The following is a 20,620-nucleotide window of genomic DNA, read 5'->3' as shown; positions in this document are numbered from 1 at the left end:
TTGTCTGCGAGGGCGTCAGCCCATCATGTCCTTGATCATGCGCTCTTGTTCCATCAGCTCGCGTTGCCGTGCGTCGATCCGCGAAGACAGCGGGAAGTTGCTGCCGGCCTTACGTTTGGCGAAATCCAGTTGCTGAATGGCCTGTTTGTAGTCCCCGACCAAGGCAAAATATTCGGCGCGCGCCTGATGCAGGCCGATGATATTGCCCGACAAGCCGCGCGTCTCGGCAACCTGATACCACACGTCCGGGTCATCCGGTCGTGACTTGAGCAGGCCTTCGAGGGCTTTCTCCGCATCCGCAGTACGGTTTTGCTTGAGCAGCAGATCGACGCGCACCTGATTCAGCGGGTAGTTGCCAGGGTACTGGGTTATCAACCGGTCAACCCGGGACTGGGCATCCGCCAGGCGATTGTTGGTGATGTCCAGGTCGACCTGAGCCAGGTTGTAAATGATTTCGTTAGGTGCCTTGGCCAGCAACTGCTTGAGGTTTTCCCGTGCTTCGTTCAGTTGGCCGCCCTTGATCTGGGCGATCGCCAGGCCGTAGCGCGCCACGTCGTTTTTCGGGTTCTCGTCGAGCTGGGCGCGGAAGCGCTTGGCGCCGAGCCCCGGGCTTTCCTCATAGATCAGCTGTACGCGTGCGCGGATCAGTTGGTAGCGCATGCTGTCTTCAATACCGCCCGTTGGAAACTGTTCGGCGCGGTTGCGGGTGTCGGCAATACGCGATTCGGTGACCGGGTGAGTCAGCAGGAATTCCGGTGGCTTGGCATCGTAGCGGTACTGACGCCCCAGGCGCTCGAACATGGTTGGCATCGAGCGGGGATCGTAACCGGCCTTTTCCAGGTTGAGGATGCCGATACGGTCGGCTTCCTGTTCGTTCTGGCGGGAGAATCGTCGCTGTTCCTGAATGGCCGCCGCCTGTGTGCCGGCAATGGCTGCAATCCCGGCGTCACCGCCACCTGCGGCTGCTACCACGATACCCGCCAGCAATGCAGCCATCATCGGCACTTGCATGCGTTTTTGCGCTTCGATACCCCGGGCAAAGTGGCGCTGCGACAAGTGAGCCAGTTCGTGCGCCAGTACCGAGGCATATTCGCCTTCGGTCTGGGCGTTGAGGAACAAGCCACCGTTGACCCCGACGATCCCGCCCGGCGCCGCAAAGGCGTTGAGCTGTGGGCTGTTGATCAGGATGAACTCCAGGCGCCGGTCAGTGACCTGGCTGGTCTCCACCAGACGGTAAACGCTGGATTCCACATAATCCTTGAGTTGTGGATCGTTGAGCTGTGAAACCTGGCTGCGCAACATGGCCAGCCAGGCGCGGCCAAGCTGGTATTCCTGTTGTGGCGAGACAATGGCAGAACTGGCGTCGCCGAGTGACGGCAGGTCGTCGGCGAAGCCCGGTGAGGCGAGCAGGCAAGCGAGCGTCAGCAGGGTAGGGCGCAAAAATGTCATGCACAAAGCCTTAGTCGACAAAGACCTTACTGTAGCCGGACACCGGCGTTGCGACCAGATATTCTAGGCAACTCAACCACCTGACCCGGAGTGATGTAATGACCGATGCTGTAGAGCATGACGTTGAACTGGACGCCAGCGGCCTGAATTGCCCGTTGCCGTTGCTCAAGGCCAAGATGGAGCTCAACCGGCTGGCCAGTGGCGCGGTACTCAAGGTCATCGCCACCGATGCAGGTTCGCAGCGTGATTTTCGCACCTTTGCCCGATTGGCCGGTCATACCCTGCTTCGTGAAGAAGATGAGGCGGGTGTTTACCGCTACTGGTTGAAAAAAGCCTGAAGTCTGCTGCGTTTGCTCCTAAGGATTATTGATGTTCAAAGTGTTACGCGACTGGATTCAGCGCTATTTTTCCGATGAAGAAGCGGTGGTGCTGGCTGTCCTGCTGTTTCTGGCGTTCACCGCCGTATTGACCCTGGGCGGCATGCTGGCGCCGGTGCTCGCCGGGATGGTGCTGGCGTACCTGATGCAGGGGCTGGTGGTGACGCTTGAACGCCTGCGTGTGCCGGGTGGGGTCGCGGTGGGGCTGGTCTTTGCGTTGTTCATGGGGCTGTTGCTGGTGTTTATCGTGGTGGTCGTGCCGTTGCTGTGGCATCAACTGATCACGTTGTTCAACGAGTTGCCCGGCATGCTCGCCAAGTGGCAGTCACTGTTGTTGCTGCTGCCCGAGCGCTATCCGCACCTGGTGTCTGATGAGCAAGTACTGCAGGCCATTGAAGTGGCGCGCGGCGAAATCGGCAAGTTTGGTCAGTGGGCACTGACGTTCTCGCTGTCGAGCCTGCCCTTGCTGGTGAACATCATGATCTACCTGGTGTTGGTGCCGATCCTGGTGTTTTTCTTCCTCAAGGACCGGGCCATGATTGGCCAGTGGGTGCGTGGTTACCTGCCCCGTGAGCGGGCGCTGATCACCCGGGTCGCCCATGAGATGAACCGGCAGATCGCCAACTACATTCGCGGCAAGGTCATCGAAATCTTCATTTGCGGTGGCGTGACCTACATCGCCTTTGTCGTTCTTGAACTCAACTACGCGGCGTTGCTGGCCCTGCTGGTGGGGATTTCGGTGGTGGTGCCTTATGTCGGCGCCGTGGTGGTGACTGTGCCCGTGTTTCTGATTGCGCTGTTCCAGTGGGGCTGGAGCGATCAGTTCATCTACCTGATGGCGGTCTACGGAATCATCCAGACGCTCGATGGCAACGTGCTGGTGCCCTTGCTGTTCTCGGAGGCGGTCAACCTGCACCCGGTGGCGATCATCTGCGCAGTGCTGCTGTTTGGCGGGTTGTGGGGGTTCTGGGGGGTGTTCTTTGCGATTCCCCTGGCGACGCTGTTCAAGGCAGTGCTGGATGCCTGGCCGCGCAAGGAGCCGGAGGTGGCGCCATTGCTTTGAATCTTCGGTGAGGCTGACAGCCTCTTCGCGAGCAGGCTCGCTCCCACCTCAGATCGCGTCAGTCAAAACAACCCGGTCAACTGTGGGAGCGAGCCTGCTCGCGATAGAGGCGGAACAGGCATCGAAGAAATCAGGCTTTGTCGAGGGCCTGAGCCGCAGCCAAAACAACATCAACATGCCCTGGCACTTTCACACCACGCCATTCCTGACGCAGCACGCCATTCTTGTCGATCAGGAAGGTGCTGCGATCCACGCCCATGTATTCCTTGCCATACAGCTTTTTCAGCTTGATCACGTCGAACAGCTGGCAGATGGCTTCGTCCTTGTCGCTGATCAGCTCAAAGGGGAATTCCTGTTTGCACTTGAAGTTCTCGTGGGATTTCAGGCTGTCGCGAGACACACCGAACACTTCGGTATTGGCGGCCTTGAACGCAGCATACTGATCACGAAAGCCCTGGCCCTCGGTGGTGCAGCCTGGCGTGCTGTCCTTCGGATAGAAGTAGATCACCACCTGCTTGCCCTTCAGGCCTGCGAGGCTGACGGTCTGCCCGCTGGTGGCGGGGGCTTCGAAATCGGCAACCGGTTGGTCGATGGCAACGGCCATGAAAGCTTCCTTACATTGGGTTCTGTGGGCGCCACGGTTCGATCAGGGCGTCCAGGTTCAGCGCGTCGGCAAAATCCAGGAACTGATCGCGCAGCCAGCTGATCTGCACGCCGGCCGGCAAGGTCACGGTGAACGTGGCGTTGAGCATGGTGCCGCCGGTCTGCGGAGCCTGATAGGTGTCGCAGGTCAGGTTCTCCAGCTCGACATTGTGGTCCATGAAGAACTGGCACAGCTCGTTGATGATGTCCGAGCGGTAGGCCGAGCTGACATAAGCGACGTACGGCAGGGCCTGTGGGCGGTTTTCCAAGGCGGCGCTGCGCACCACGTTGACCGTGAATGCATGACGCTTGGCCAGCACTGGCAGGCTGCCTTCCAGGCGCGCCAGGGCATCCCAGCTACCGGAGATTTCCAGCACCAGGGCACTGCATTCGCCATGACGGGTCAGGCGAGAGGTGACAACGGCGCAGCGGTTTTCATGGCTGGCGCGGCACAGGACGTTGGTCAGCTCCATGGGGTTGGCGCCGAGGGCACTGATAACAAGGAATTGTTCGCGAACTGTGGGGGTGGACATGCAGCATTCCTAAAGCGATGAGCGGTCGGTACGTCTAAGGGCTGATTGGCCGGGAGCGAGCCTGCGGATGCGAACTCAGAAAGTCCCAGTGACAGGTTGCGAACAGGCTCCGCCGGGGCGGGAGCGAGACGTGGCAACGCTGGATCAGGACTTGTGATGCCGAAAATGGAGGCTGAAACCCGACGGGCGAGCTTGTCTGTAACGATCAAAGTCTGAAGGGTAGCGAAAACCGGCGCCAAGGGGAATGGCGGCAGCACAGTACTTCGCTTGTGCAAGCAACTTGGCGCCAGTACCATTACGGCTCTCTTTTTCCGGCAGGAGCGGTTTCATGATTGCGGGCAGTATGGTGGCACTGGTCACTCCCATGGATGCACAGGGGCGTCTTGACTGGGACAGCCTCAGCAAACTCGTGGACTTCCACCTTGAAAACGGCACCCATGCCATTGTCGCCGTTGGCACCACCGGCGAATCGGCAACCCTTGATGTCGATGAACACATCGCCGTCATCAAAGCGGTAGTCAAGCAGGTCAATGGTCGCATTCCGGTGATTGCCGGTACCGGCGCCAATTCGACCCGCGAAGCCGTCGAATTGACCCGCAATGCCAAGGAAGCCGGCGCCGATGCCTGCCTGCTGGTCGTGCCGTACTACAACAAGCCGACCCAGGAAGGCCTGTACCTGCACTTCAAGCACATCGCCGAAGCGGTCGACATTCCACAGATTCTCTATAACGTTCCCGGCCGCACCTCCTGCGACATGCAGGCCGAGACCGTGATCCGCCTGTCCACCGTGCCGAACATCATCGGTATCAAGGAAGCGACCGGCGACCTCAAGCGCGCCAAGGCCATCCTCGATGGCGTAAGCAAGGACTTCATCGTGCTGTCCGGCGATGATCCGACCGCGGTCGAGCTGATCCTGATGGGCGGCAAGGGCAACATCTCCGTCACCGCCAACGTCGCTCCGCGTGAAATGGCCGATCTGTGCGAGGCCGCCCTCAAGGGGGATGCCGAGACTGCACGGGCAATCAACGAAAAACTGATGCCGCTGCACAAGGACCTGTTCATCGAAGCCAACCCGATCCCGGTGAAGTGGGCTTTGGTCGAAATGGGCCTGATGCACGAAGGCATTCGCCTGCCGCTGACCTGGCTGAGCGCACCTTGTCACGAAACGCTCCGCACGGCCCTGCGCCAGTGCAGCGTCCTGGTTTAATTGAGGAAGTACAACGCATGAAGCGAATGGCCGGACTTTCCGCACTTGCCTTGATTATCTCCAGCACCAGTGGCTGTGGATGGGTCTGGGGCCCGGAAGGTTATTTCCGTGACCGTGGTAGCGATTACCTGGAAGCGCAACAGACTGCACCGATGCAAATTCCGCCGGATATCCATACCGCCAAGCGTCTGGACCCGCTGTTGCCAATCCCGCGCAACGTGGCCGATGACACCGCCACGGGCGAATACGTCGTTCCTCGTCCCCAGCCGCTGACGGCGGCTGCCGACGCCAGTGCATACTCGCTGCAGAAGAGCGGCGGCACCAGCTCCATCCTGGCGCAGAACCCGCCGGCCGAAATCTGGCCCGTGGCCGTTCAGTTCTTCCAGGACAACGGTTTCCGTCTGGATGAACAGCGCCCGCAAACCGGCGAATTCACCACGACCTGGCAGCATTCCGATGAACTGTCTGCGGCCATGGCCAAGCGCCTGGGCGCGGCCGGCGTCAGCACGGACAGCGAAACCCGCGTGCGGGTGCGCATCGAGCCGGGCGTGCAGCGCAACACCAGTGAAGTCTACGTGGTCAGTGCCGAGCGTCCTGCCGGCAGCACCGCCGACGTCGAGTTCACCAACCGTTCGGTCAACACTGGCCTGGACGCGGCACTGGTCGACGACATGCTCGCGAGCATGAGCCGTATCTCGGAGAAGGGCGGTTCGGTCTCCATGCTGGCTTCGCGTGATTTCGACGCGCCCAGCCGTGTCAGCCTGAGTGAAGACGGCAGCGGCAACCCCGTGCTGAACGTCGGTACCGACCTTGACCGTGCCTGGTCGAGCGTAGGTCGTGCGCTGGAACAGGGCGAATGGCGCGTTGAAGACATCAACCGCAGCCTGGGCCTGTACTACATCAACCTGGCCGAAAAAGCCGAGAGCAAAGACGACAAGCCAGGCTTCTTCAGCAGCCTGTTCGGCAGTGCGCCGAGCAAGGAAGAGCGTGAAGCCCGTGCCGAGCGTTATCAGGTTCGCCTGAGCAAGGTTGGCGAGAACGTCCAGGTCACCGTCGAGAAGAACATCAACACCGTGGCGCCGGCAGATGTGGCGCGTAAAGTGTTGAGCAAGATTCAAGACAACCTGGGCTGATCCTATGCGTTTTGCCGTTCTCGGCAGCGGCAGTCAAGGGAACGGCACGCTGATAGCCAGCGCTGATACGTACGTGCTGGTGGATTGTGGTTTTTCCCTGCGGGAAACCGAAAAACGCCTGCTGCGACTGGGTGTGAACCCTGCGCAGCTGAGCGCGATACTCGTGACCCACGAACATGCCGACCACGTGCATGGCGTGGGTTTGCTGTCTCGGCGCTACAATCTGCCTGTCTACCTCAGTCGCGGGACCTTGCGCGGGATGCGCAAACCGATTGAACCCGCAGGCTTTCTGGCCGGCGGCGAGGAGTTGCAAATCGGCGACTTGAGCATCGGTGTCATTGCCGTGGCCCACGATGCACAGGAACCGACGCAGTATGTCTTCAGTGACGGTTTACGGCGTTTCGGCCTGTTGACCGACCTGGGCTCCTATTGCGACAAGGTGCTGGACGGTTACCGGGACCTCGATGCATTGATGATCGAGTCCAACCATTGCAGGGACATGCTGGCTCGCGGTCATTACCCGTACTTTCTCAAGCAGCGGGTGGGCGGTGAACTGGGACATTTGAACAACCATCAGGCGGCATTCCTGGTGGCCGAGCTGGGCTGGAAGGACCTGCAACACCTGGTCCTGGCCCATCTGAGCAGCAAGAACAACCTGCCGCAGCTGGCCCGGCAATGTTTTGTCGACACCCTCGGGTGCGACCCGAACTGGCTGCAACTGGCCGATCAAGATTCAGGGCTCGACTGGCGTCACATCGCCTAGCCCATCTACTTAGCAAGCGGAGCCCATCATGGAAAAACGTGAAGAACTCTACCGCGGCAAAGCCAAGTCGGTTTACAAGACCGACGACGCTAACCGTTTGATCCTGCTGTTTCGCAACGACACTTCGGCGTTCGACGGCAAGCGTATCGAACAGCTCGACCGCAAGGGCATGGTGAACAACAAGTTCAACGCCTTCATCATGCAAAAGCTCGAAGCGGCCGGCGTGCCGACCCAGTTCGACAAACTGCTGGGCGACAACGAATGCCTGGTGAAGAAGCTGGACATGATCCCGGTCGAGTGCGTCGTGCGTAACTACGCCGCTGGCAGCCTGGTCAAGCGCCTGGGTGTCGAAGAGGGCATGAAGCTCAACCCTTACACCTTCGAGCTGTTCCTGAAGGACGACGCCAAGGGCGACCCGTTCATCAACGAATCCCACGTCGTGGCTTTCGGCTGGGGCACCGCCGAGCAACTGGTTCGCATGAAAGAACTGTCGCTCAAGGTCAACGAAGTCCTGAGCAAGCTGTTCGACGACGCTGGCCTGCTGCTGGTCGACTTCAAGCTGGAATTCGGCGTGTTCCACGATGGTTCCATCGTGCTGGGCGACGAGTTCAGCCCGGACGGCTGCCGTCTGTGGGACAAGGCTACCGGCAAGAAAATGGACAAGGACCGCTTCCGTCAGGGCCTCGGTGACGTCATCGAAGCCTACGAAGAAGTCGCCAATCGTCTGGGCGTACCGCTTTAACCGACGCAAGCATCTGAAAGCACAGAAATATTTCGCTTAGGGGGTTCGCTTCCGGCGAAAGTGTTGTTATGATGCGCGCCGTTGGAGAGATGCCAGAGTGGCCGAATGGGACGGATTCGAAATCCGTTGTACCTTCACCGGTACCTAGGGTTCGAATCCCTATCTCTCCGCCATTATTGAATACGACTAAGCCCCTGTAATCGTTATTGATTACAGGGGCTTTTTCGTTTCCGGGTATTTGTCGGATTGGTTTCGCTAAAGCGGGCGGGCTGCCTCCGTGATCGGTCCTACGGCGACTTGCTTTCAGTTTTCCATTGCCAAAAGGCATAGGTCCTGACCCTGCCCACGATAATAGTAATGCTATTCATTTTTTTTAGGGTAGCCCCTGTCGGGGGGCGTGTGCCTGAAACAGGTCGATACCTTGCTGATATCGATGTCGCGCTGTTTTTCGCGCGTATCGGCAATGTGTCTGTGTCAGGCAGGTTTCTCGCCGGTGGCTGGGGCGGAAAAATAAAAGCTTTATGTGTGCATGCCCTGCATGGGAAAATAAACGACGACCTGGAGAGGGGTCGCAAAACCAACCAAGGATTTTACGAATGCACCGTCTGAAATATATGGCAGGCGTAGATGGCCTGCGTGCTATTGCCGTATTGAGTGTTGTTCTTTTTCATTTAGGGGTATCAGGTTTCTCTGGTGGTTTTGTTGGCGTTGATGTTTTTTTCGTAATAAGTGGCTTCTTGATTACAAGACTTATTGTATCTGAGGTTGATAAGACTGGCGGTTTCAGTTTTTCGAATTTTTACTCCAGGCGGGTTAGACGGTTATTTCCTGCTCTTTTCGTGACGCTGCTTATTACAACAGTGGCGGCTTTTGTTTTGTTCTCTCCGCAGCATTTTCAAAGATTTGGTGGGGAGTTGGTTTATTCAATCTTCTCTGCGTCGAATTTCTTTTTTTGGAATGAGAGTGGTTATTTCAATACTGCCTCAGAGTTTAAGCCTCTGCTGCACACTTGGTCGCTGAGTGTTGAGGAGCAGTTTTATCTGGTTTGGCCAGTAATGCTTGTCTTCCTGGCTAAGCGTAAAACTAGAACTCCTTTGTTTCTTTGCTTGTCGCTGGCATTTGCATTGAGTTTGTTCGCAAGCTTTGTAATGTCTGACGGGCATAGCGATGTTTTGTCGGCGTGGATGCCGAAATTTGCAGCGTTATTTTCTGATGGGCCTGGAACGATTTTCTTTCTTGCGCCATTCCGCATATTCGAATTTGCAATAGGTGCGGCGTCGGTATGGCTGGTCAATGGTGCATTTAAAAACCCTTGGGTTAAAGAGTTGGCATGCGCTATCGGTCTTGCTTTAATTGGTTATTCGATTTTTTGGTTTTCTGAGAAAACTCTTTTTCCATCATATAATGCGCTCATTCCTTGTGTGGGGGCAGCGCTTGTTATTTGCTCGTCTGACTCCAGGTTTTTAGGCGGTGTTCTTTCGAGTAAGATTCCAGTATTTGTTGGTCTTGTCAGCTATTCTGTTTATCTTGTTCATTGGCCAATAATTGTGTTCTATAAGTATTACACTATGGGGCCTTTGAATGCTGTTGATCAGCTAGTGTTGTTCATTGCGTGCATGGTGCTTGGGTATATCCTTTATCGGTTTGTCGAGACACCACTCAGAGCACCACGCACTAAAAAAGAGGGACTGTCTCAAGCAGCATTTGGACTTGCATGTGCAATGCTTGCCATGGTGCTGGTTCTGCCTGCCGCATCGATCTGGGCTTCGGATGGCTGGAAGTGGCGGACTGACATGCCTTCGGAAATTGCCGCACAACTGAAAGACTCGAAGCAGTTCCATGTGGATCAATATGGCGGGTCTGGATACCAATATGTTGGGTGGATTTCCGGTGGTGAGTCAGGGGTCGCCGATATGGTGTTGATTGGTGACAGTCATGCCTTGCAGTACGCAACCGGACTTGATTCCTTGATTGGAAAGCCACTGGGGAAGAATATTTTTATCAGTGCTTCAAGCTGTATCCCTTTGCCAGGTATGACAAGGGTTACACCAGATTTGGATTGGGATAAGTTGTGCCCTGGTGTGCTTGAAACGGCTATGGCGGTCATTAATAAAAGCCCGAACGCTGTTGTTTTTCTAGCTGAGGCATGGGATGGGCAGCTCAGGGTTTCCGGAACTCTAAACCCTAAAGCCCCCACTCCGGGTGCAAATACAGTCGATGGCTATAAATATATAACTGGAAAGATTGATGAGTTCAGAGCTCTTCTCGGCACTAGAGAGCTAGTGGTTGTCGGTAACGTACCTGGCGCTGGAACTGTGGACGCAATTAGCTGCTTCAGTCGACCATCGTTCATTAAATATGATTGCGCAACAAAGCTTAGCCAAAAAGAAGAAAGTATTTCTACAGTTCCGGGAAATATGGTTCTTAAAAGCTACGCCTCTGAGCGACAAGGAGTGACTTATATTAGTCCTTACGAAGTTTTTTGCACTGGAGGCCTTTGTAAGTCGTTTTCTGAGGGCGAAGCATTTTATAGTGATGGTTTCCATCTTTCGAAGGCTGGATCAAAAAAATTCGTGGAGCACTATAAGTCTGTGCTCGTACAAAAGATGGAAGCGTCAAAGCTTGTGAATGCGTCTATGTGATTAACAAGAAAGGGGCCGCCAGGTGCGCTAAGGATGTGCTCAACTCGCTTGGTGTGGAGGTGATTTGAGTGGCAACAGGGCGGTGACCTCGATCTCTCTGCTATTACAACGTAAAAAAGGCGCCGTAAATGAAAAGTACGGCGCTTTTTTTTGTCTTCGATTCTTTAAATTATTGGTTTTGGTCAGATTGAGTGTCGCGCCAGAGTAAGAAAAGTCAGGCTGTTTTCAAGAAAAATTACCATTCCAGTCACTCAATTTACCCGTGCCCGAATCCATCGGGCGCCCTGCCATTCAGGGTTGCGGTGCGAAATATCCCCTGACATTGAAAGTAATCACCCAGGAAATTCCTCCTTTACTCTGCTTGCGCAGGCCACTGACCTGCAGTCACCGGCAATCGCATGGAGCGAGCAATGTATTTTGAGATTTACAGGCAAATCCGCGGCACCGTTCTGACTGGCAAGGGCCAATGGCGATGGCGGTTAAGGGCGGGGAATCATGAAACGATTGCCAGCGGGGAGGCTTACGTCAACAAGGCCGATTGCCTGCATGCAATCAATTTGATCAAGGGGACCTGCGAGCAGACCCCTATCAGGGAAATCCAGTTTGAGGGTGGTGAAGCTGCTCGTTGAGAGCAGCTTCGTTTCAACCCGGCTTATGGCTGGGAATGACCCAGTTTTCTCTTGATCAGTTCGTAGACGTCCTTGTGGGTGGAGTTGAGCAGGGATTTGTCCTTGCAGGCCGAGGCGAGGAACGTTTTGACTTCATCCCTTGCATGCGGGTACAAGCCGGCGACGTAGTCGGCTTCGTGGGGCTGGGTGCAGTTGAAGTGCTTGTCGTCTTTGGCTTTGTCTCTGGCCATGGTGCCGCTCCTTTTGATAACGGGTGTTTTGGATGACGAGGCTGGTTTTTCCCCTCGTGCGCCGCTCAGCTTAGGGACCCACGGGCTAACTGCCAGAGGCTCCAGGTAAAAAGGAAGAGGCTGTAGGACAAGGCGTGGACAGGCATTTTGCTTAAACGTGAACCGCATCAGACTGTTGATCTTGGGTTGAATGGACGGCAGTTGCCCCGGCTACCTAAACTGTCAGCAGATTTGGGGAATGGGGGCACTGGATGAATCGCAACGAACTTCGCAAGGCGGATATCAACCTGATGGTGGTATTCGAAACACTGATGCTGGAGCGCAATGTCACTCGGGTGGCGGAAAAGCTGTTTCTCGGTCAGCCGACCATCAGTTCTGCGCTCAACCGCTTGCGTGCGATGTTCAATGATCCGCTGTTCATCCGTGTTGGCCATCGTATGGAGCCGACGGCACGGGCAGAGGAGATCATCAGGCACCTGTCGCCGGCGTTGGATTCCTTGTCCGTGGCTTTGAGCCTGACTCATGATTTTGATCCGGCCAGCAGCACGATGACGTTCCGCATTGGCTTATCCGACGATGTCGAGTTCGGCCTGTTGCCACCGCTGCTGCGAACGCTGCGCCAGGAAGCGCCAAGCGTGGTGTTTGTGGTGCAGCATGTCGATTACTGGCGGATTCCCGACTTGCTGGCGTCCGGCGATATCACGGTGGGTATCAGCCAGACCCGTGGCTTGCCGGCCAATGCCAAGCGCAAGTTGCTGCGGCATATCCAGCCCAACATTTTGCGCGCCGATGCTTCCGACACTCCGCTGACGCTCGACGAATATTGCGCGCGACCGCACGTGCTGGTGTCCCATACCGCCAACGTCAGTGGCTACGCCGACGAGTGGCTGGCGGAAATTGGCCGCACGCGCCAGGTGGTGCTCTCGGTACCGCAATACAGTTCGTTGCCGGCACTGCTCGCCGGGACGGACCTGATCGCCAGCCTGCCGGACTACACCGCCGAGGCGATGGCTGCTTCGGGAATGCTGTTCAAGGAGCCCTTTCCGATCAAGACACCGACCCTGGACTTGTCCATGGTCTGGCTCAGTCATGTCGATACCGACCCTGCCGAGCGCTGGTTACGTTCGCGCCTGGAAGCGTTCATGAGTGAGCGTGCCGTTTTGCCGCTGCCCGAATGAACCGGGCATGTTATACGTACGACCTTTCCATCCCCTTCCAGGAGCCAACTCATGCCTCACCTGCACATGGAATACACCGCCAACCTGACTGACCTGAATGCCGATGTGGCGTTGATGCGGTTGAACAATACACTGGTGGGTTCCGGTCAGTTTGCTGCCGAATTCGACATCAAGAGCCGCGCGGTCAGGGTCGAGACGTTCAAGGTTGGTACTGCTCTGGCTGAACGGGCATTCGTGCATGTGAAACTGGCACTGTTGAGTGGGCGTTCCGCACAGATCAAGAAACAACTCTCCGAAAGCCTGCTGGCGGTGGTTCAGGACCTGTGTGAGTGGCCGAGCGACGTTGAAGTCCAGTTGTGCGTGGAAATTCTCGACATCGATCGCGATTCCTACAGCAAGACTGCCATCAGCCACTGAGTATCAGGCCGTTTCCTGCACGGCGCAGGCCTGGATCACTTGCGCTCGCAGCCAGGTGTTGGCGCTGTCCTGATCGACGCTCTGGCTCCACTGCATGTCGAGGGTGAAACCCGGCAAACCCTCGGGCGCTTCACAGTGATTGAAGGTGTCGGTACTGGCCAGCAGCCTCTGGATGCGCCGGGGCAGGGTCAGGGCATAGTCGGTGCCGGTAATCAGCTTCAGCGCTGCACTGTAACTGTTGGCGCGTGCGACGATCTGGCGCTGTTTGGCCTGCTGCGCGAGCCAGCCGTCGACCATGTTGGTGGCGGACGTCCAGGGTGTCGGGAACACGTGTCGACGTTCGACATAGGTGTGCAGGCTCAAACGCGGTTCCGCCGGGGTGGCGCGTTTGTCGAACACACAGACCAGATCATCTTCGAGCAGCGTTCGGGATTTGAAATCGACGTGGCGGCGATGAAAGTTCGGGCCGAAACACATCACCAGGTCGAGGCTGCCTTCGCGTAACGCTTCGGCAGGGATGTCGGCTTCGAGTTTGAGCACATTGACCGTCACCGGAAGATCGGCGAGGGCGAAGGTTTTCAACAGGCGCGGCAGGATCAACTGCTCGAAATATTCCGGTGCGCAGAGGTTGAACGTCACGGCTTGCAAGCCTGGGTCGAACGCGGGTGAGCCGGCGTGACACAAGTTGATGCTTTCCAGGATTTTCAGCGCGTGAGGGTACATCGCGCTGGCCTTGCCGGTGGGCTGCATGCCGCCGGTACGGGTATTGATGAACAGTTCGTCCTCGAAGCCGTTGCGCAGTTTTTTCAGGCAGTAACTCACGGTGGACTGGCTGACGCTAAGCGTCTCGGATACGCCGGTGACGCTGTTCTGCTCGTACACGGCGACGAACACCATAAGGTCCTGCATGTCGAGCTTTCTAAGCGAATTACTGTTCAGCATCCATTGCATCTCGCTGAGTCCCCTTGCGCTGACCGTGTGCCAGGGTGAGCGAACGATCCTAGCGGAATGAGCGAACAGGGAAAATGCCTTGCAGGAAGTTTCGCCCTGGAGCCCTTCAACTTTGGACCATCGCCGACACGGCGCGGCGGCTGGAGATCAACAGCGCGAACATGCCGATGCCCACCAGCAGCGCGCCGGCCAGCTCCAGCGGCAGCGGCATCTGGCGTCCCCAAAGCCAGTGAAACAAGGTGATGAACAGCGTGCTCAGGTAGATGTAGGAAATCACCGAGGATGGCGCGATCACGCCGATGGCCCGATGCAGCAGCCAGAACGTCGCCAGGGTGGCGAATACCGCCAGGTACATCAGCCAATAGAAATCGTTGAGCGTCAGTAATGATGCCGAGCGCCAACCGCCACTGAATCCACAGAACACCAGCAGAAACAGCGCACCGAACAGCATGTTCCAGAACGTCATGGGCACCGGCCCGCGTCCCTTGAGGCTGTTGGCTTTCAGGCGTTGGCTGAGCGGAGTATAGAGCGCCATCGCCAGGCAGCCGATGCCGTACACGGTCAGTGCATACGGCGATGGCAACTCGCCGGGGCCGGTGTCTTTCATGATCAGTAACACTGCTCCGGCAGCGGCGAGCAGCATCGGCACAATCCGATGTTTCAGGCGGCTGTCAGGTATGAGCACGGCTTCGAAAGCCAGGGTCATCAGCGGCACCAGCGTAAACATCGTCCCGGTATTGACGGCGGAGGTGTAGCGCAATGCTTCGAACAGCGATCCGAAGTACAACGCCAGCAGCAGGCCGAGCACCGCGTGACCAAGCAGCCCGCGGGCGGTCATGGCGGCATTGCCTTCACGCAGCAACAGCGGCAGAAACACCAAGGCGCAGAACAACAGGCGCAAACCGGTCAGCAGGATCGGGTCGATGGCCTGGCTGACTTGCGCCGCCGCGGAAAAGGAGACGGCGATCAACAAGGCCCAAAGCAGCATGCTGGCGTGAGCGGCGGCGAGACCGGTGGTTTTCATGGCAGGCTCCGGGTCAGTGGATGTGGCGGCTGTAGTGCCTTGGGTTGAAGCGCAAAACCATCAACATCATCAGTGCCATGACCGCCGTCAGCGACCACCAGGCCCATTCAAAGCTGCCGAGTCGGTCGCGGATGATCCCCGCCAGCAGAGGCGACAGGCTCGCGATCAGGTAGCCGATGCCTTGCACGAATGCGGTCAGACCACCGGCGCGCAGTGGATTGTCCAGGTGATCCAGCGATACGATCAGGCTCATCGGGAACAGCCCGCCAATACCCAGCCCCAGCAGGCATGGCCACATCAGGCTCAAGTGCTGCGGACTCAGAATCAGTCCGCAGAAACCGGCGATGATCAGTGCCAGCAAGGCCATCAGCACGACGCGGCGGTCGCGGCTGCGATTGGCGATGAAGGGCGTCAGCAGGCCCGACAGCACTTCCATTGCGGTGAGAAACCCCAGCAGCAATCCGGCGTGTTGCTCGCTCCAGCCCTTTTCCACGTAGTACGGCGCCAGCCAGGCCAGAACGCAGGTGTAGGACGCAGTGCCCAGGCCAAAGAAGATCGCGAGTAACCACGCGCGGGAATTGGCGAAGAACGATCCTTTGCTGGATGCCCTCGAATCCAGTGTTGGCATCCCCGTGGTTTGGCTGCACCAGAAGAGTAATGCCAGCACGGCGAGTACGGCCCAGATCGCCAGGCCCATACGCCAGCTGCCGGTAGACGCCATCACCAGCGGCGCAAAGGACGCACCCATGGCGGCACCGCCCATGATCGATGTGACGTAGAGCCCCATGCACAGGGCAACGTGGTCGCTGAAGCGGGATTTGATCAGCACAGGCATCAGGGCCTGGATCAGGGCGATGCCGATACCTGCCAGTACGGCGCTGAGGATCAATTCGGCTACGGAATCGAGAAACAGGCGCGACACCGTGGCCACGCCTATGATCAGCAACGAAAGTACGACAGTACGCTGTTCACCGAGACGCTCGCTGACACGCATTCCGAAAAACATCGCCAGTCCCATGGCCATGACCGGCAACAGGGTCAGCAGTGAAGCCAGGCTGAAACTCAGCGGGATGTCCTCGCGAATCGCCGAGAGCAACGGCCCGACGGCGGCCATGGAGGGACGCAGGTTCAGGGCGACGAGAGCAATGCTGAATATCAACCAGAGGGCAGGGCGGGTAGTCGCGCGGGTGTTTTCCATGATCGGACCTTGAACGGTAGGGTTGCGATTAGGCGCGCGAGGTCGCAAGGCCGCAAATCAGAAAGTCTGGTGATGTATTTGGAAATTAAATAAGAGTGCGGTCATACGGACGCCATTGAATGTTTAGCCATTCGACATCCAAGGTTCTTCAAATCCCGATTTAACGACTGAACCCATCGTGTGACGCTGCGGGTCATCTGTTTTCTGCGGTTCTCTCTATGGACGGTTGGTCAGTCGCAATCCACTTCAAGGCAACCATCGACGCTCGTGCGTCGAGCCTTGGTCGTCGATTCACGCCCGCCACCGCGCCAAGCCTCTCTGCACTCCCTTCTGAACTGGCCTTCTGGGCGCTGTGGCATTGCCGACATGCGCGCCCGCCGGATTCCTGCTTTTTCCGCTGATTGTTCCTACATATTCCGGTAGGTACCGGAATTAAAGTGCGGGTGCCTTTGCGCACCCGTCAAACACGGAAAAAGAGAGTTCCCATGAGTACTGCCACGACCTCGTTCGCCACCCGGCTTGAAGCCCTGACCTTTCTGGAACAGAACCCGGATATTGAAATGTTCGAGCTGTTCATCCTCGACAACAACGGTGTGCCGCGGGGCAAGCTGCTGCACCGTGACGAGCTGCTGGCGGTGTATGAAAGCGGGCGGCCATTGCCGAGCACCATCCTCGGCCTGACCATCAACGGCGATGACGTGGAAAACTCCGGACTGGTCTGGGATGTCGGCGATATCGACTGCCGGGCCTACCCGATCAGCGGCAGCCTCACGCGTATGCCATGGCGCCTGATACCGACCGCGGCCGTGCAGGTCAGCATGCACCCGACTGAGGGGATGCCCGCCACCATTGCCGACCCTCGTCACTTACTGGCGAAAGTCATCGAAGGGTTGCAGGCTGACGGCTATTACCCGGTCATGGCGGCGGAACTGGAGTTCTATCTGCTGGATCAGCAACGCGACAGCAATGGCCGACCGCAACCGGCACGGGATATCGATGGCGGGCGTCCGCGCGGCACCCAGGTCTATGGATTGCGCGAGCTTGAGCAGATCGAACCCTTCCTCGCCGATCTCTACAGCGCCTGCAAGCTCCAGGGGATTCCAGCGCGAACGGCAATTTCCGAGTACGCGCCGGGGCAAGTGGAGATCACCCTCGAACACCGCAGCGACGCGTTGCAGGCGATGGATGAAGCGGTGCGTTACAAGCGCCTGGTCAAAGGGGTGGCGCACAAGCACGGCATGACAGCCTGCTTCATGGCCAAGCCTTTCGATGACCTGGCCGGCACCGGGATGCACATGCACGTGAGTCTGGCGGACAAGGACGGCAACAACCTCTTCGCCAGTGAAGCCCCGGATGGAACGCCCCTGCTCAAGCAGGCTGTCGCCGGCATGCTCAGTACCTTGCTCGACTCGCTGTTGCTGTTCTGCCCCAACGCCAATTCCTACCGTCGATTCCAGGCCAACAGCTATGCGCCGCTGGCAGCCACCTGGGGGGTGGACAATCGCACCGTGAGTTTGCGCGTACCGGGCGGGCCGGCGTATTCCCGGCACATCGAGCATCGAATTTGTGGTGCGGATGCCAACCCCTATCTGGCGGCTGCAGCGATTCTGGCCGGTATTCATCGCGGTATCCGCGAACAACTCGATCCGGGTGCGCCGGTGGAGGGTAATGGCTACGCCCAGGCCGCGAAACTGTTGCCGACGGACTGGCTGACCACATTGCGTTCGCTGGAAGGTTCCAGTTGGGCCAGGGAAGCCTTCGGCGGCGAGTTCCTCGGTGTCTACCTGGCGGTGAAACGCGCCGAGTATCGCCAATTCATGGGGGAGGTCGGTGAGCAGGACTGGCGCTGGTACCTGCACCAGGCTTGAGCCGAAACTGAACCCGAGCTGAACCATTCTCAAATAGTCTGAAGTTTCTGGCGGGTGTTATAAGCCAACTAATTGTTGGCTTCTTTTTCACAAAAAATTGATGGTTGGCTACCTAAAATTAGAATTGTCTCGGTCAATGAAATTTTCACATTTACCGAAGGCACTTCTTTTCAGGACTCGCCGAACCTCATGTTTAAGATTAAAGCCGTGCGCCCCGAATGGGTGACACTGATTGCCAGTGCATTTTTGTTAGTTGGCTTCAACTTTGTACTCTGGCAACACCTGTTCGAAATCACCACGTCCGATGGCAAAGGCATCGTCATGCGCGTGGCCTTCGGGGTGATGATATTCGCGGCCTTCAACATCGTGCTGACCCTGCTGGCCTTCCGCCCGGTGCTCAAGCCGCTCCTGACCCTGCTGTTCATGGCCAGCGCGGGCGTGGCGTATTTCATGAGCCAGTATGGTGTCCTGATCGACACCGGCATGTTGCGTAACTTCGCTGAAACCAATGCTACGGAAGTGCGCGACTTACTGTCGCTCAAGTTGTTTGTTTATATTGTGCTGCTCGGTATATTGCCGTCATGGTTATTGTGGAAAGCACCGATTAATTATCGTCGCTGGCACCGTGAACTGCTCAGTAAAGTCCTGGTGACGTTTGCTTCGGCGGCCGTCATTGGTGGTGTTGCACTGGTTAACTATCAAGGCCTGTCTTCGCTGTTTCGCAATCACCACGAGTTGCGCCTGATGGTGGTGCCAAGCAACTACATTGGTGCCTCGGCCGGTTTCTTGCGCGAGAAAGTAGCGACTGCGCGGCAACCCTTTGTCAAGCTCGGTGAAGATGCCCAGCGCAATACGGCCTGGCAAACTCATGGACGCAAATCCCTGACTGTTCTTGTCGTCGGGGAAAGTGCCCGTGCGGAAAACTTCGGCATCCTTGGCTATAACCGCGACACCACGCCGAAACTGAGTAAGGAAGATGGTCTGATCGCTTTCACCGATGTGCATTCCTGCGGGACTGAAACCGCCGTATCGGTGCCTTGCATGTTCTCCAACATGGGGCGCAAGGACTACAACGCCAGCAAAGCCAAGAACGAAGAAGGCCTGCTGGATGTGCTCAAGCATGCGGGTATCGACGTGATCTGGCGTGACAACCAGTCGGGCTGCAAGGGTACATGCGATCGCGTCACCATCCAGGACGTCAGCAATCTGAAAGACCCGGCGTTGTGCGCCAACAGCGAATGCCGCGACGAAATCCTGCTGCAGGGACTGCAACATTTCATCGATACCCTGGACAAGGACACCGTGCTGGTATTGCACCAGATGGGTAGCCACGGTCCGGAGTATTTCAAGCGTTATCCGAAAGAGTTCGAGCGCTTCACCCCGGTTTGCGAGAGTAATGCCCTGAACAATTGCAGTCGCGAAAGTATCGTCAATGGTTACGACAACACCTTGGTCTATACCGACCATGTGCTGTCGACCTTGATCGATCTGCTGCGCAGTAACCAGTCCAAAGTGGACACCGCGATGCTGTATCTGTCGGACCACGGTGAATCCCTGGGCGAGTACAACTTGTTCCTCCACGGCACGCCTTACATGCTGGCACCGGAGCAGCAAAAACATGTAGCCATGTTTGCCTGGTTCTCCGACAGCTATAAAAAGTCGTTTGCGGTCGATACCCGCTGCCTGCAACAGAGTCGTGAAAAGCCCCTGAGCCAGGACAACCTGTTCCATTCGATGCTTGGACTGCTGGAGGTCAACAGCAAGGTCTACAACCAGGATCTGGACATGTTTGCCGGATGTCGTGGGCCGGTGACTGACGGCGTGCTGGCCAAGGATTGAGTGCTCCGATTTTGTTTCACACGGTGGCTGCCGACCTGCGGCCTGTAGAACGTTTATCAAGAGCCATTGCACATGTCCGCTCAACCCCCATCCGCCATCGAGCTTGAGATTGCCCGGCGCTACGATCAGGAACACGCGCGCGTCTGCCTTCAGCCGCAAGCGCCGGGCCTGGCCGGACGGCTGACGCTCTGGCGTGAGGCGCGTCTGGTGCGCAATGCACTCAAGGTCGCTGGCGAACCGGGGCTGATCCTAGACGTGGCCTGCGGGGTGGGGCGTTTCTGGTCGGTGCTGGCCGAGCATGCCAATCGGGTGATCCTCGCGACGGACCCGTCCCAAGACATCCTCGATCATGCCCGCACACATCACCCGCAAAGCCTGCTGAAGCGGATCAAGACCTTTCAAAGCTCCGCCTTCTCGATTGGTTTGTCGGAAAACGCGGTTGACTGCATTTTTTGCATGCAACTGTTTCAGCACCTTTACAACCCGGAACATCGTCTGGCGATGCTGAGCGAGTTTTACCGGGTCAGCCGCGATACGGTGATCGTCGCGGTGCGCCTCGATGGTCTATTCAAGGGCGCGCATGCAAGCGTGGAGGGGCCATTACCGAGCAAGGCCGGGGTCGAAAGCGAGTTCAGGCAGGCGGGATTCCGTTTGCTCAGCCATCAGGATTTTTTTCCCGGTTGTGCACAGATGCGGGTCTACGTGCTGGGTAAGACCAGCTAGGCCGAGTTTGTC

Annotated in this window: 20 protein-coding genes and 1 tRNA gene; 14 read left to right on the top strand and 7 right to left on the bottom strand. The window is 57.4% G+C overall.

Translation table 11 applies throughout. The features are described from left to right. Window positions 1–15 precede the first annotated feature (15 nt). Window positions 16–1,449 carry a M48 family metalloprotease gene (locus CD175_RS22685; RefSeq protein WP_104450527.1) on the bottom strand — a complete coding sequence of 478 codons (1,434 nt, stop codon included), beginning with the start codon at window positions 1,447–1,449 and terminating at the stop codon, window positions 16–18. 98 nt (window positions 1,450–1,547) lie between these two features. Here CD175_RS22685 and CD175_RS22680 point away from each other — a divergent pair, with 98 nt between their 5' ends. Both CD175_RS22680 and CD175_RS22675 read left to right on the top strand, forming a co-directional pair. After that, entirely contained in the window at window positions 1,548–1,787 is a 240-nt protein-coding gene (locus CD175_RS22680; protein ID WP_007979782.1) for a sulfurtransferase TusA family protein, read from the top strand. 31 nt (window positions 1,788–1,818) lie between these two features. Next, window positions 1,819–2,889 (top strand): AI-2E family transporter, encoded by a 1,071-nt coding sequence (locus CD175_RS22675; protein WP_007979780.1) that lies wholly within the window; start codon window positions 1,819–1,821, stop codon window positions 2,887–2,889. Window positions 2,890–3,019: 130 nt separating this feature from the next. Here CD175_RS22675 and CD175_RS22670 read toward each other — a convergent pair whose 3' ends face one another. Next, window positions 3,020–3,493: a peroxiredoxin gene (locus tag CD175_RS22670; protein ID WP_104450526.1), complete on the bottom strand. Its 474-nt coding sequence runs from the start codon at window positions 3,491–3,493 to the stop codon at window positions 3,020–3,022. 10 nt (window positions 3,494–3,503) lie between these two features. Continuing rightward, the gene (locus CD175_RS22665; protein WP_007979776.1) at window positions 3,504–4,064 is read right to left on the bottom strand and encodes a glycine cleavage system transcriptional repressor; all 561 of its coding nucleotides are present in this window, start codon (window positions 4,062–4,064) and stop codon (window positions 3,504–3,506) included. Window positions 4,065–4,392: 328 nt separating this feature from the next. Here CD175_RS22665 and dapA point away from each other — a divergent pair, with 328 nt between their 5' ends. The 7 genes from dapA (at window position 4,393) to CD175_RS22625 (ending at window position 11,180) form a co-directional block, all read left to right on the top strand. Then, window positions 4,393–5,271 carry a 4-hydroxy-tetrahydrodipicolinate synthase gene (gene dapA / locus CD175_RS22655; RefSeq protein WP_007979774.1) on the top strand — a complete coding sequence of 293 codons (879 nt, stop codon included), beginning with the start codon at window positions 4,393–4,395 and terminating at the stop codon, window positions 5,269–5,271. Between the two features lie 17 nt (window positions 5,272–5,288). Further along, the gene (gene bamC / locus CD175_RS22650) at window positions 5,289–6,404 is read left to right on the top strand and encodes an NlpB/DapX family lipoprotein (protein ID WP_104450525.1); all 1,116 of its coding nucleotides are present in this window, start codon (window positions 5,289–5,291) and stop codon (window positions 6,402–6,404) included. Window positions 6,405–6,408: 4 nt separating this feature from the next. Further along, complete coding sequence (locus tag CD175_RS22645) at window positions 6,409–7,167, top strand: MBL fold metallo-hydrolase (RefSeq protein ID WP_104450524.1); 759 nt, start codon at window positions 6,409–6,411, stop codon at window positions 7,165–7,167. Between the two features lie 28 nt (window positions 7,168–7,195). Next, complete coding sequence (purC, locus tag CD175_RS22640; protein ID WP_007944067.1) at window positions 7,196–7,909, top strand: phosphoribosylaminoimidazolesuccinocarboxamide synthase; 714 nt, start codon at window positions 7,196–7,198, stop codon at window positions 7,907–7,909. An 83-nt stretch (window positions 7,910–7,992) separates the two neighbouring features. Continuing rightward, window positions 7,993–8,082 (top strand) — tRNA-Ser (locus CD175_RS22635). Window positions 8,083–8,505: 423 nt separating this feature from the next. After that, a complete protein-coding gene (locus CD175_RS22630; RefSeq protein WP_158255665.1) occupies window positions 8,506–10,551 on the top strand; it encodes an acyltransferase family protein in 2,046 nt (681 codons plus the stop codon). Between the two features lie 410 nt (window positions 10,552–10,961). Continuing rightward, complete coding sequence (locus CD175_RS22625; RefSeq protein ID WP_104450522.1) at window positions 10,962–11,180, top strand: YegP family protein; 219 nt, start codon at window positions 10,962–10,964, stop codon at window positions 11,178–11,180. A 23-nt stretch (window positions 11,181–11,203) separates the two neighbouring features. Here the strand turns inward: CD175_RS22625 and CD175_RS22620 are convergent, their stop codons facing one another. Then, entirely contained in the window at window positions 11,204–11,410 is a 207-nt protein-coding gene (locus CD175_RS22620; RefSeq protein WP_104450521.1) for a hypothetical protein, read from the bottom strand. Window positions 11,411–11,661: 251 nt separating this feature from the next. Between CD175_RS22620 and CD175_RS22615 the strand changes: the two genes are divergently transcribed. Next, on the top strand, window positions 11,662–12,588 hold the full coding sequence (locus tag CD175_RS22615) for a LysR substrate-binding domain-containing protein (protein ID WP_104450520.1): 927 nt from the start codon (window positions 11,662–11,664) through the stop codon (window positions 12,586–12,588). A gap of 51 nt (window positions 12,589–12,639) precedes the next feature. Further along, window positions 12,640–13,005 (top strand): 5-carboxymethyl-2-hydroxymuconate Delta-isomerase, encoded by a 366-nt coding sequence (locus CD175_RS22610; RefSeq protein WP_104450519.1) that lies wholly within the window; start codon window positions 12,640–12,642, stop codon window positions 13,003–13,005. Between the two features lie 3 nt (window positions 13,006–13,008). Here CD175_RS22610 and CD175_RS22605 read toward each other — a convergent pair whose 3' ends face one another. The 3 genes from CD175_RS22605 to CD175_RS22595 form a co-directional block, all read right to left on the bottom strand. Continuing rightward, window positions 13,009–13,947: a LysR family transcriptional regulator gene (locus CD175_RS22605; RefSeq protein WP_104450810.1), complete on the bottom strand. Its 939-nt coding sequence runs from the start codon at window positions 13,945–13,947 to the stop codon at window positions 13,009–13,011. A 115-nt stretch (window positions 13,948–14,062) separates the two neighbouring features. Further along, entirely contained in the window at window positions 14,063–14,980 is a 918-nt protein-coding gene (locus CD175_RS22600; protein ID WP_104450518.1) for a DMT family transporter, read from the bottom strand. 13 nt (window positions 14,981–14,993) lie between these two features. Then, window positions 14,994–16,178, bottom strand: a complete 1,185-nt coding sequence (locus CD175_RS22595; RefSeq protein WP_104450517.1) for a cyanate transporter — start codon at window positions 16,176–16,178, stop codon at window positions 14,994–14,996. A gap of 485 nt (window positions 16,179–16,663) precedes the next feature. Between CD175_RS22595 and CD175_RS22585 the strand changes: the two genes are divergently transcribed. From CD175_RS22585 to CD175_RS22575, 3 genes are all read left to right on the top strand, one after another. Next, on the top strand, window positions 16,664–18,046 hold the full coding sequence (locus CD175_RS22585; RefSeq protein WP_104450515.1) for a glutamine synthetase family protein: 1,383 nt from the start codon (window positions 16,664–16,666) through the stop codon (window positions 18,044–18,046). A gap of 189 nt (window positions 18,047–18,235) precedes the next feature. Continuing rightward, entirely contained in the window at window positions 18,236–19,885 is a 1,650-nt protein-coding gene (locus tag CD175_RS22580) for a phosphoethanolamine transferase (RefSeq protein ID WP_104450514.1), read from the top strand. 72 nt (window positions 19,886–19,957) lie between these two features. Next, window positions 19,958–20,608 (top strand): class I SAM-dependent methyltransferase, encoded by a 651-nt coding sequence (locus tag CD175_RS22575; RefSeq protein WP_104450513.1) that lies wholly within the window; start codon window positions 19,958–19,960, stop codon window positions 20,606–20,608. The last annotated feature ends 12 nt before the right edge of the window (window positions 20,609–20,620 follow it).

Origin of the sequence: Pseudomonas laurylsulfatiphila (genome assembly GCF_002934665.1) — a bacterium.
Lineage (GTDB): Bacteria > Pseudomonadota > Gammaproteobacteria > Pseudomonadales > Pseudomonadaceae > Aquipseudomonas > Aquipseudomonas laurylsulfatiphila.
This window is presented reverse-complemented; position numbering and strand designations above follow the sequence as displayed.

Bases quoted from the DNA above. Each gene is read 5' to 3' on its own strand.
- bamC (WP_104450525.1), top strand. From the start codon at position 5,289: ATGAAGCGAATGGCCGGACTTTCCGCACTTGCCTTGATTATCTCCAGC.
- CD175_RS22585 (WP_104450515.1), top strand. From the start codon at position 16,664: ATGAGTACTGCCACGACCTCGTTCGCCACCCGGCTTGAAGCCCTGACC.
- CD175_RS22680 (WP_007979782.1), top strand. From the start codon at position 1,548: ATGACCGATGCTGTAGAGCATGACGTTGAACTGGACGCCAGCGGCCTG.
- CD175_RS22675 (WP_007979780.1), top strand. From the start codon at position 1,819: ATGTTCAAAGTGTTACGCGACTGGATTCAGCGCTATTTTTCCGATGAA.
- dapA (WP_007979774.1), top strand. From the start codon at position 4,393: ATGATTGCGGGCAGTATGGTGGCACTGGTCACTCCCATGGATGCACAG.
- CD175_RS22595 (WP_104450517.1), bottom strand. From the start codon at position 16,178: ATGGAAAACACCCGCGCGACTACCCGCCCTGCCCTCTGGTTGATATTC.
- CD175_RS22580 (WP_104450514.1), top strand. From the start codon at position 18,236: ATGTTTAAGATTAAAGCCGTGCGCCCCGAATGGGTGACACTGATTGCC.
- CD175_RS22630 (WP_158255665.1), top strand. From the start codon at position 8,506: ATGCACCGTCTGAAATATATGGCAGGCGTAGATGGCCTGCGTGCTATT.
- purC (WP_007944067.1), top strand. From the start codon at position 7,196: ATGGAAAAACGTGAAGAACTCTACCGCGGCAAAGCCAAGTCGGTTTAC.
- CD175_RS22615 (WP_104450520.1), top strand. From the start codon at position 11,662: ATGAATCGCAACGAACTTCGCAAGGCGGATATCAACCTGATGGTGGTA.
- CD175_RS22670 (WP_104450526.1), bottom strand. From the start codon at position 3,493: ATGGCCGTTGCCATCGACCAACCGGTTGCCGATTTCGAAGCCCCCGCC.
- CD175_RS22605 (WP_104450810.1), bottom strand. From the start codon at position 13,947: ATGCTGAACAGTAATTCGCTTAGAAAGCTCGACATGCAGGACCTTATG.
- CD175_RS22575 (WP_104450513.1), top strand. From the start codon at position 19,958: ATGTCCGCTCAACCCCCATCCGCCATCGAGCTTGAGATTGCCCGGCGC.
- CD175_RS22645 (WP_104450524.1), top strand. From the start codon at position 6,409: ATGCGTTTTGCCGTTCTCGGCAGCGGCAGTCAAGGGAACGGCACGCTG.
- CD175_RS22685 (WP_104450527.1), bottom strand. From the start codon at position 1,449: ATGACATTTTTGCGCCCTACCCTGCTGACGCTCGCTTGCCTGCTCGCC.
- CD175_RS22620 (WP_104450521.1), bottom strand. From the start codon at position 11,410: ATGGCCAGAGACAAAGCCAAAGACGACAAGCACTTCAACTGCACCCAG.
- CD175_RS22600 (WP_104450518.1), bottom strand. From the start codon at position 14,980: ATGAAAACCACCGGTCTCGCCGCCGCTCACGCCAGCATGCTGCTTTGG.
- CD175_RS22665 (WP_007979776.1), bottom strand. From the start codon at position 4,064: ATGTCCACCCCCACAGTTCGCGAACAATTCCTTGTTATCAGTGCCCTC.
- CD175_RS22625 (WP_104450522.1), top strand. From the start codon at position 10,962: ATGTATTTTGAGATTTACAGGCAAATCCGCGGCACCGTTCTGACTGGC.
- CD175_RS22610 (WP_104450519.1), top strand. From the start codon at position 12,640: ATGCCTCACCTGCACATGGAATACACCGCCAACCTGACTGACCTGAAT.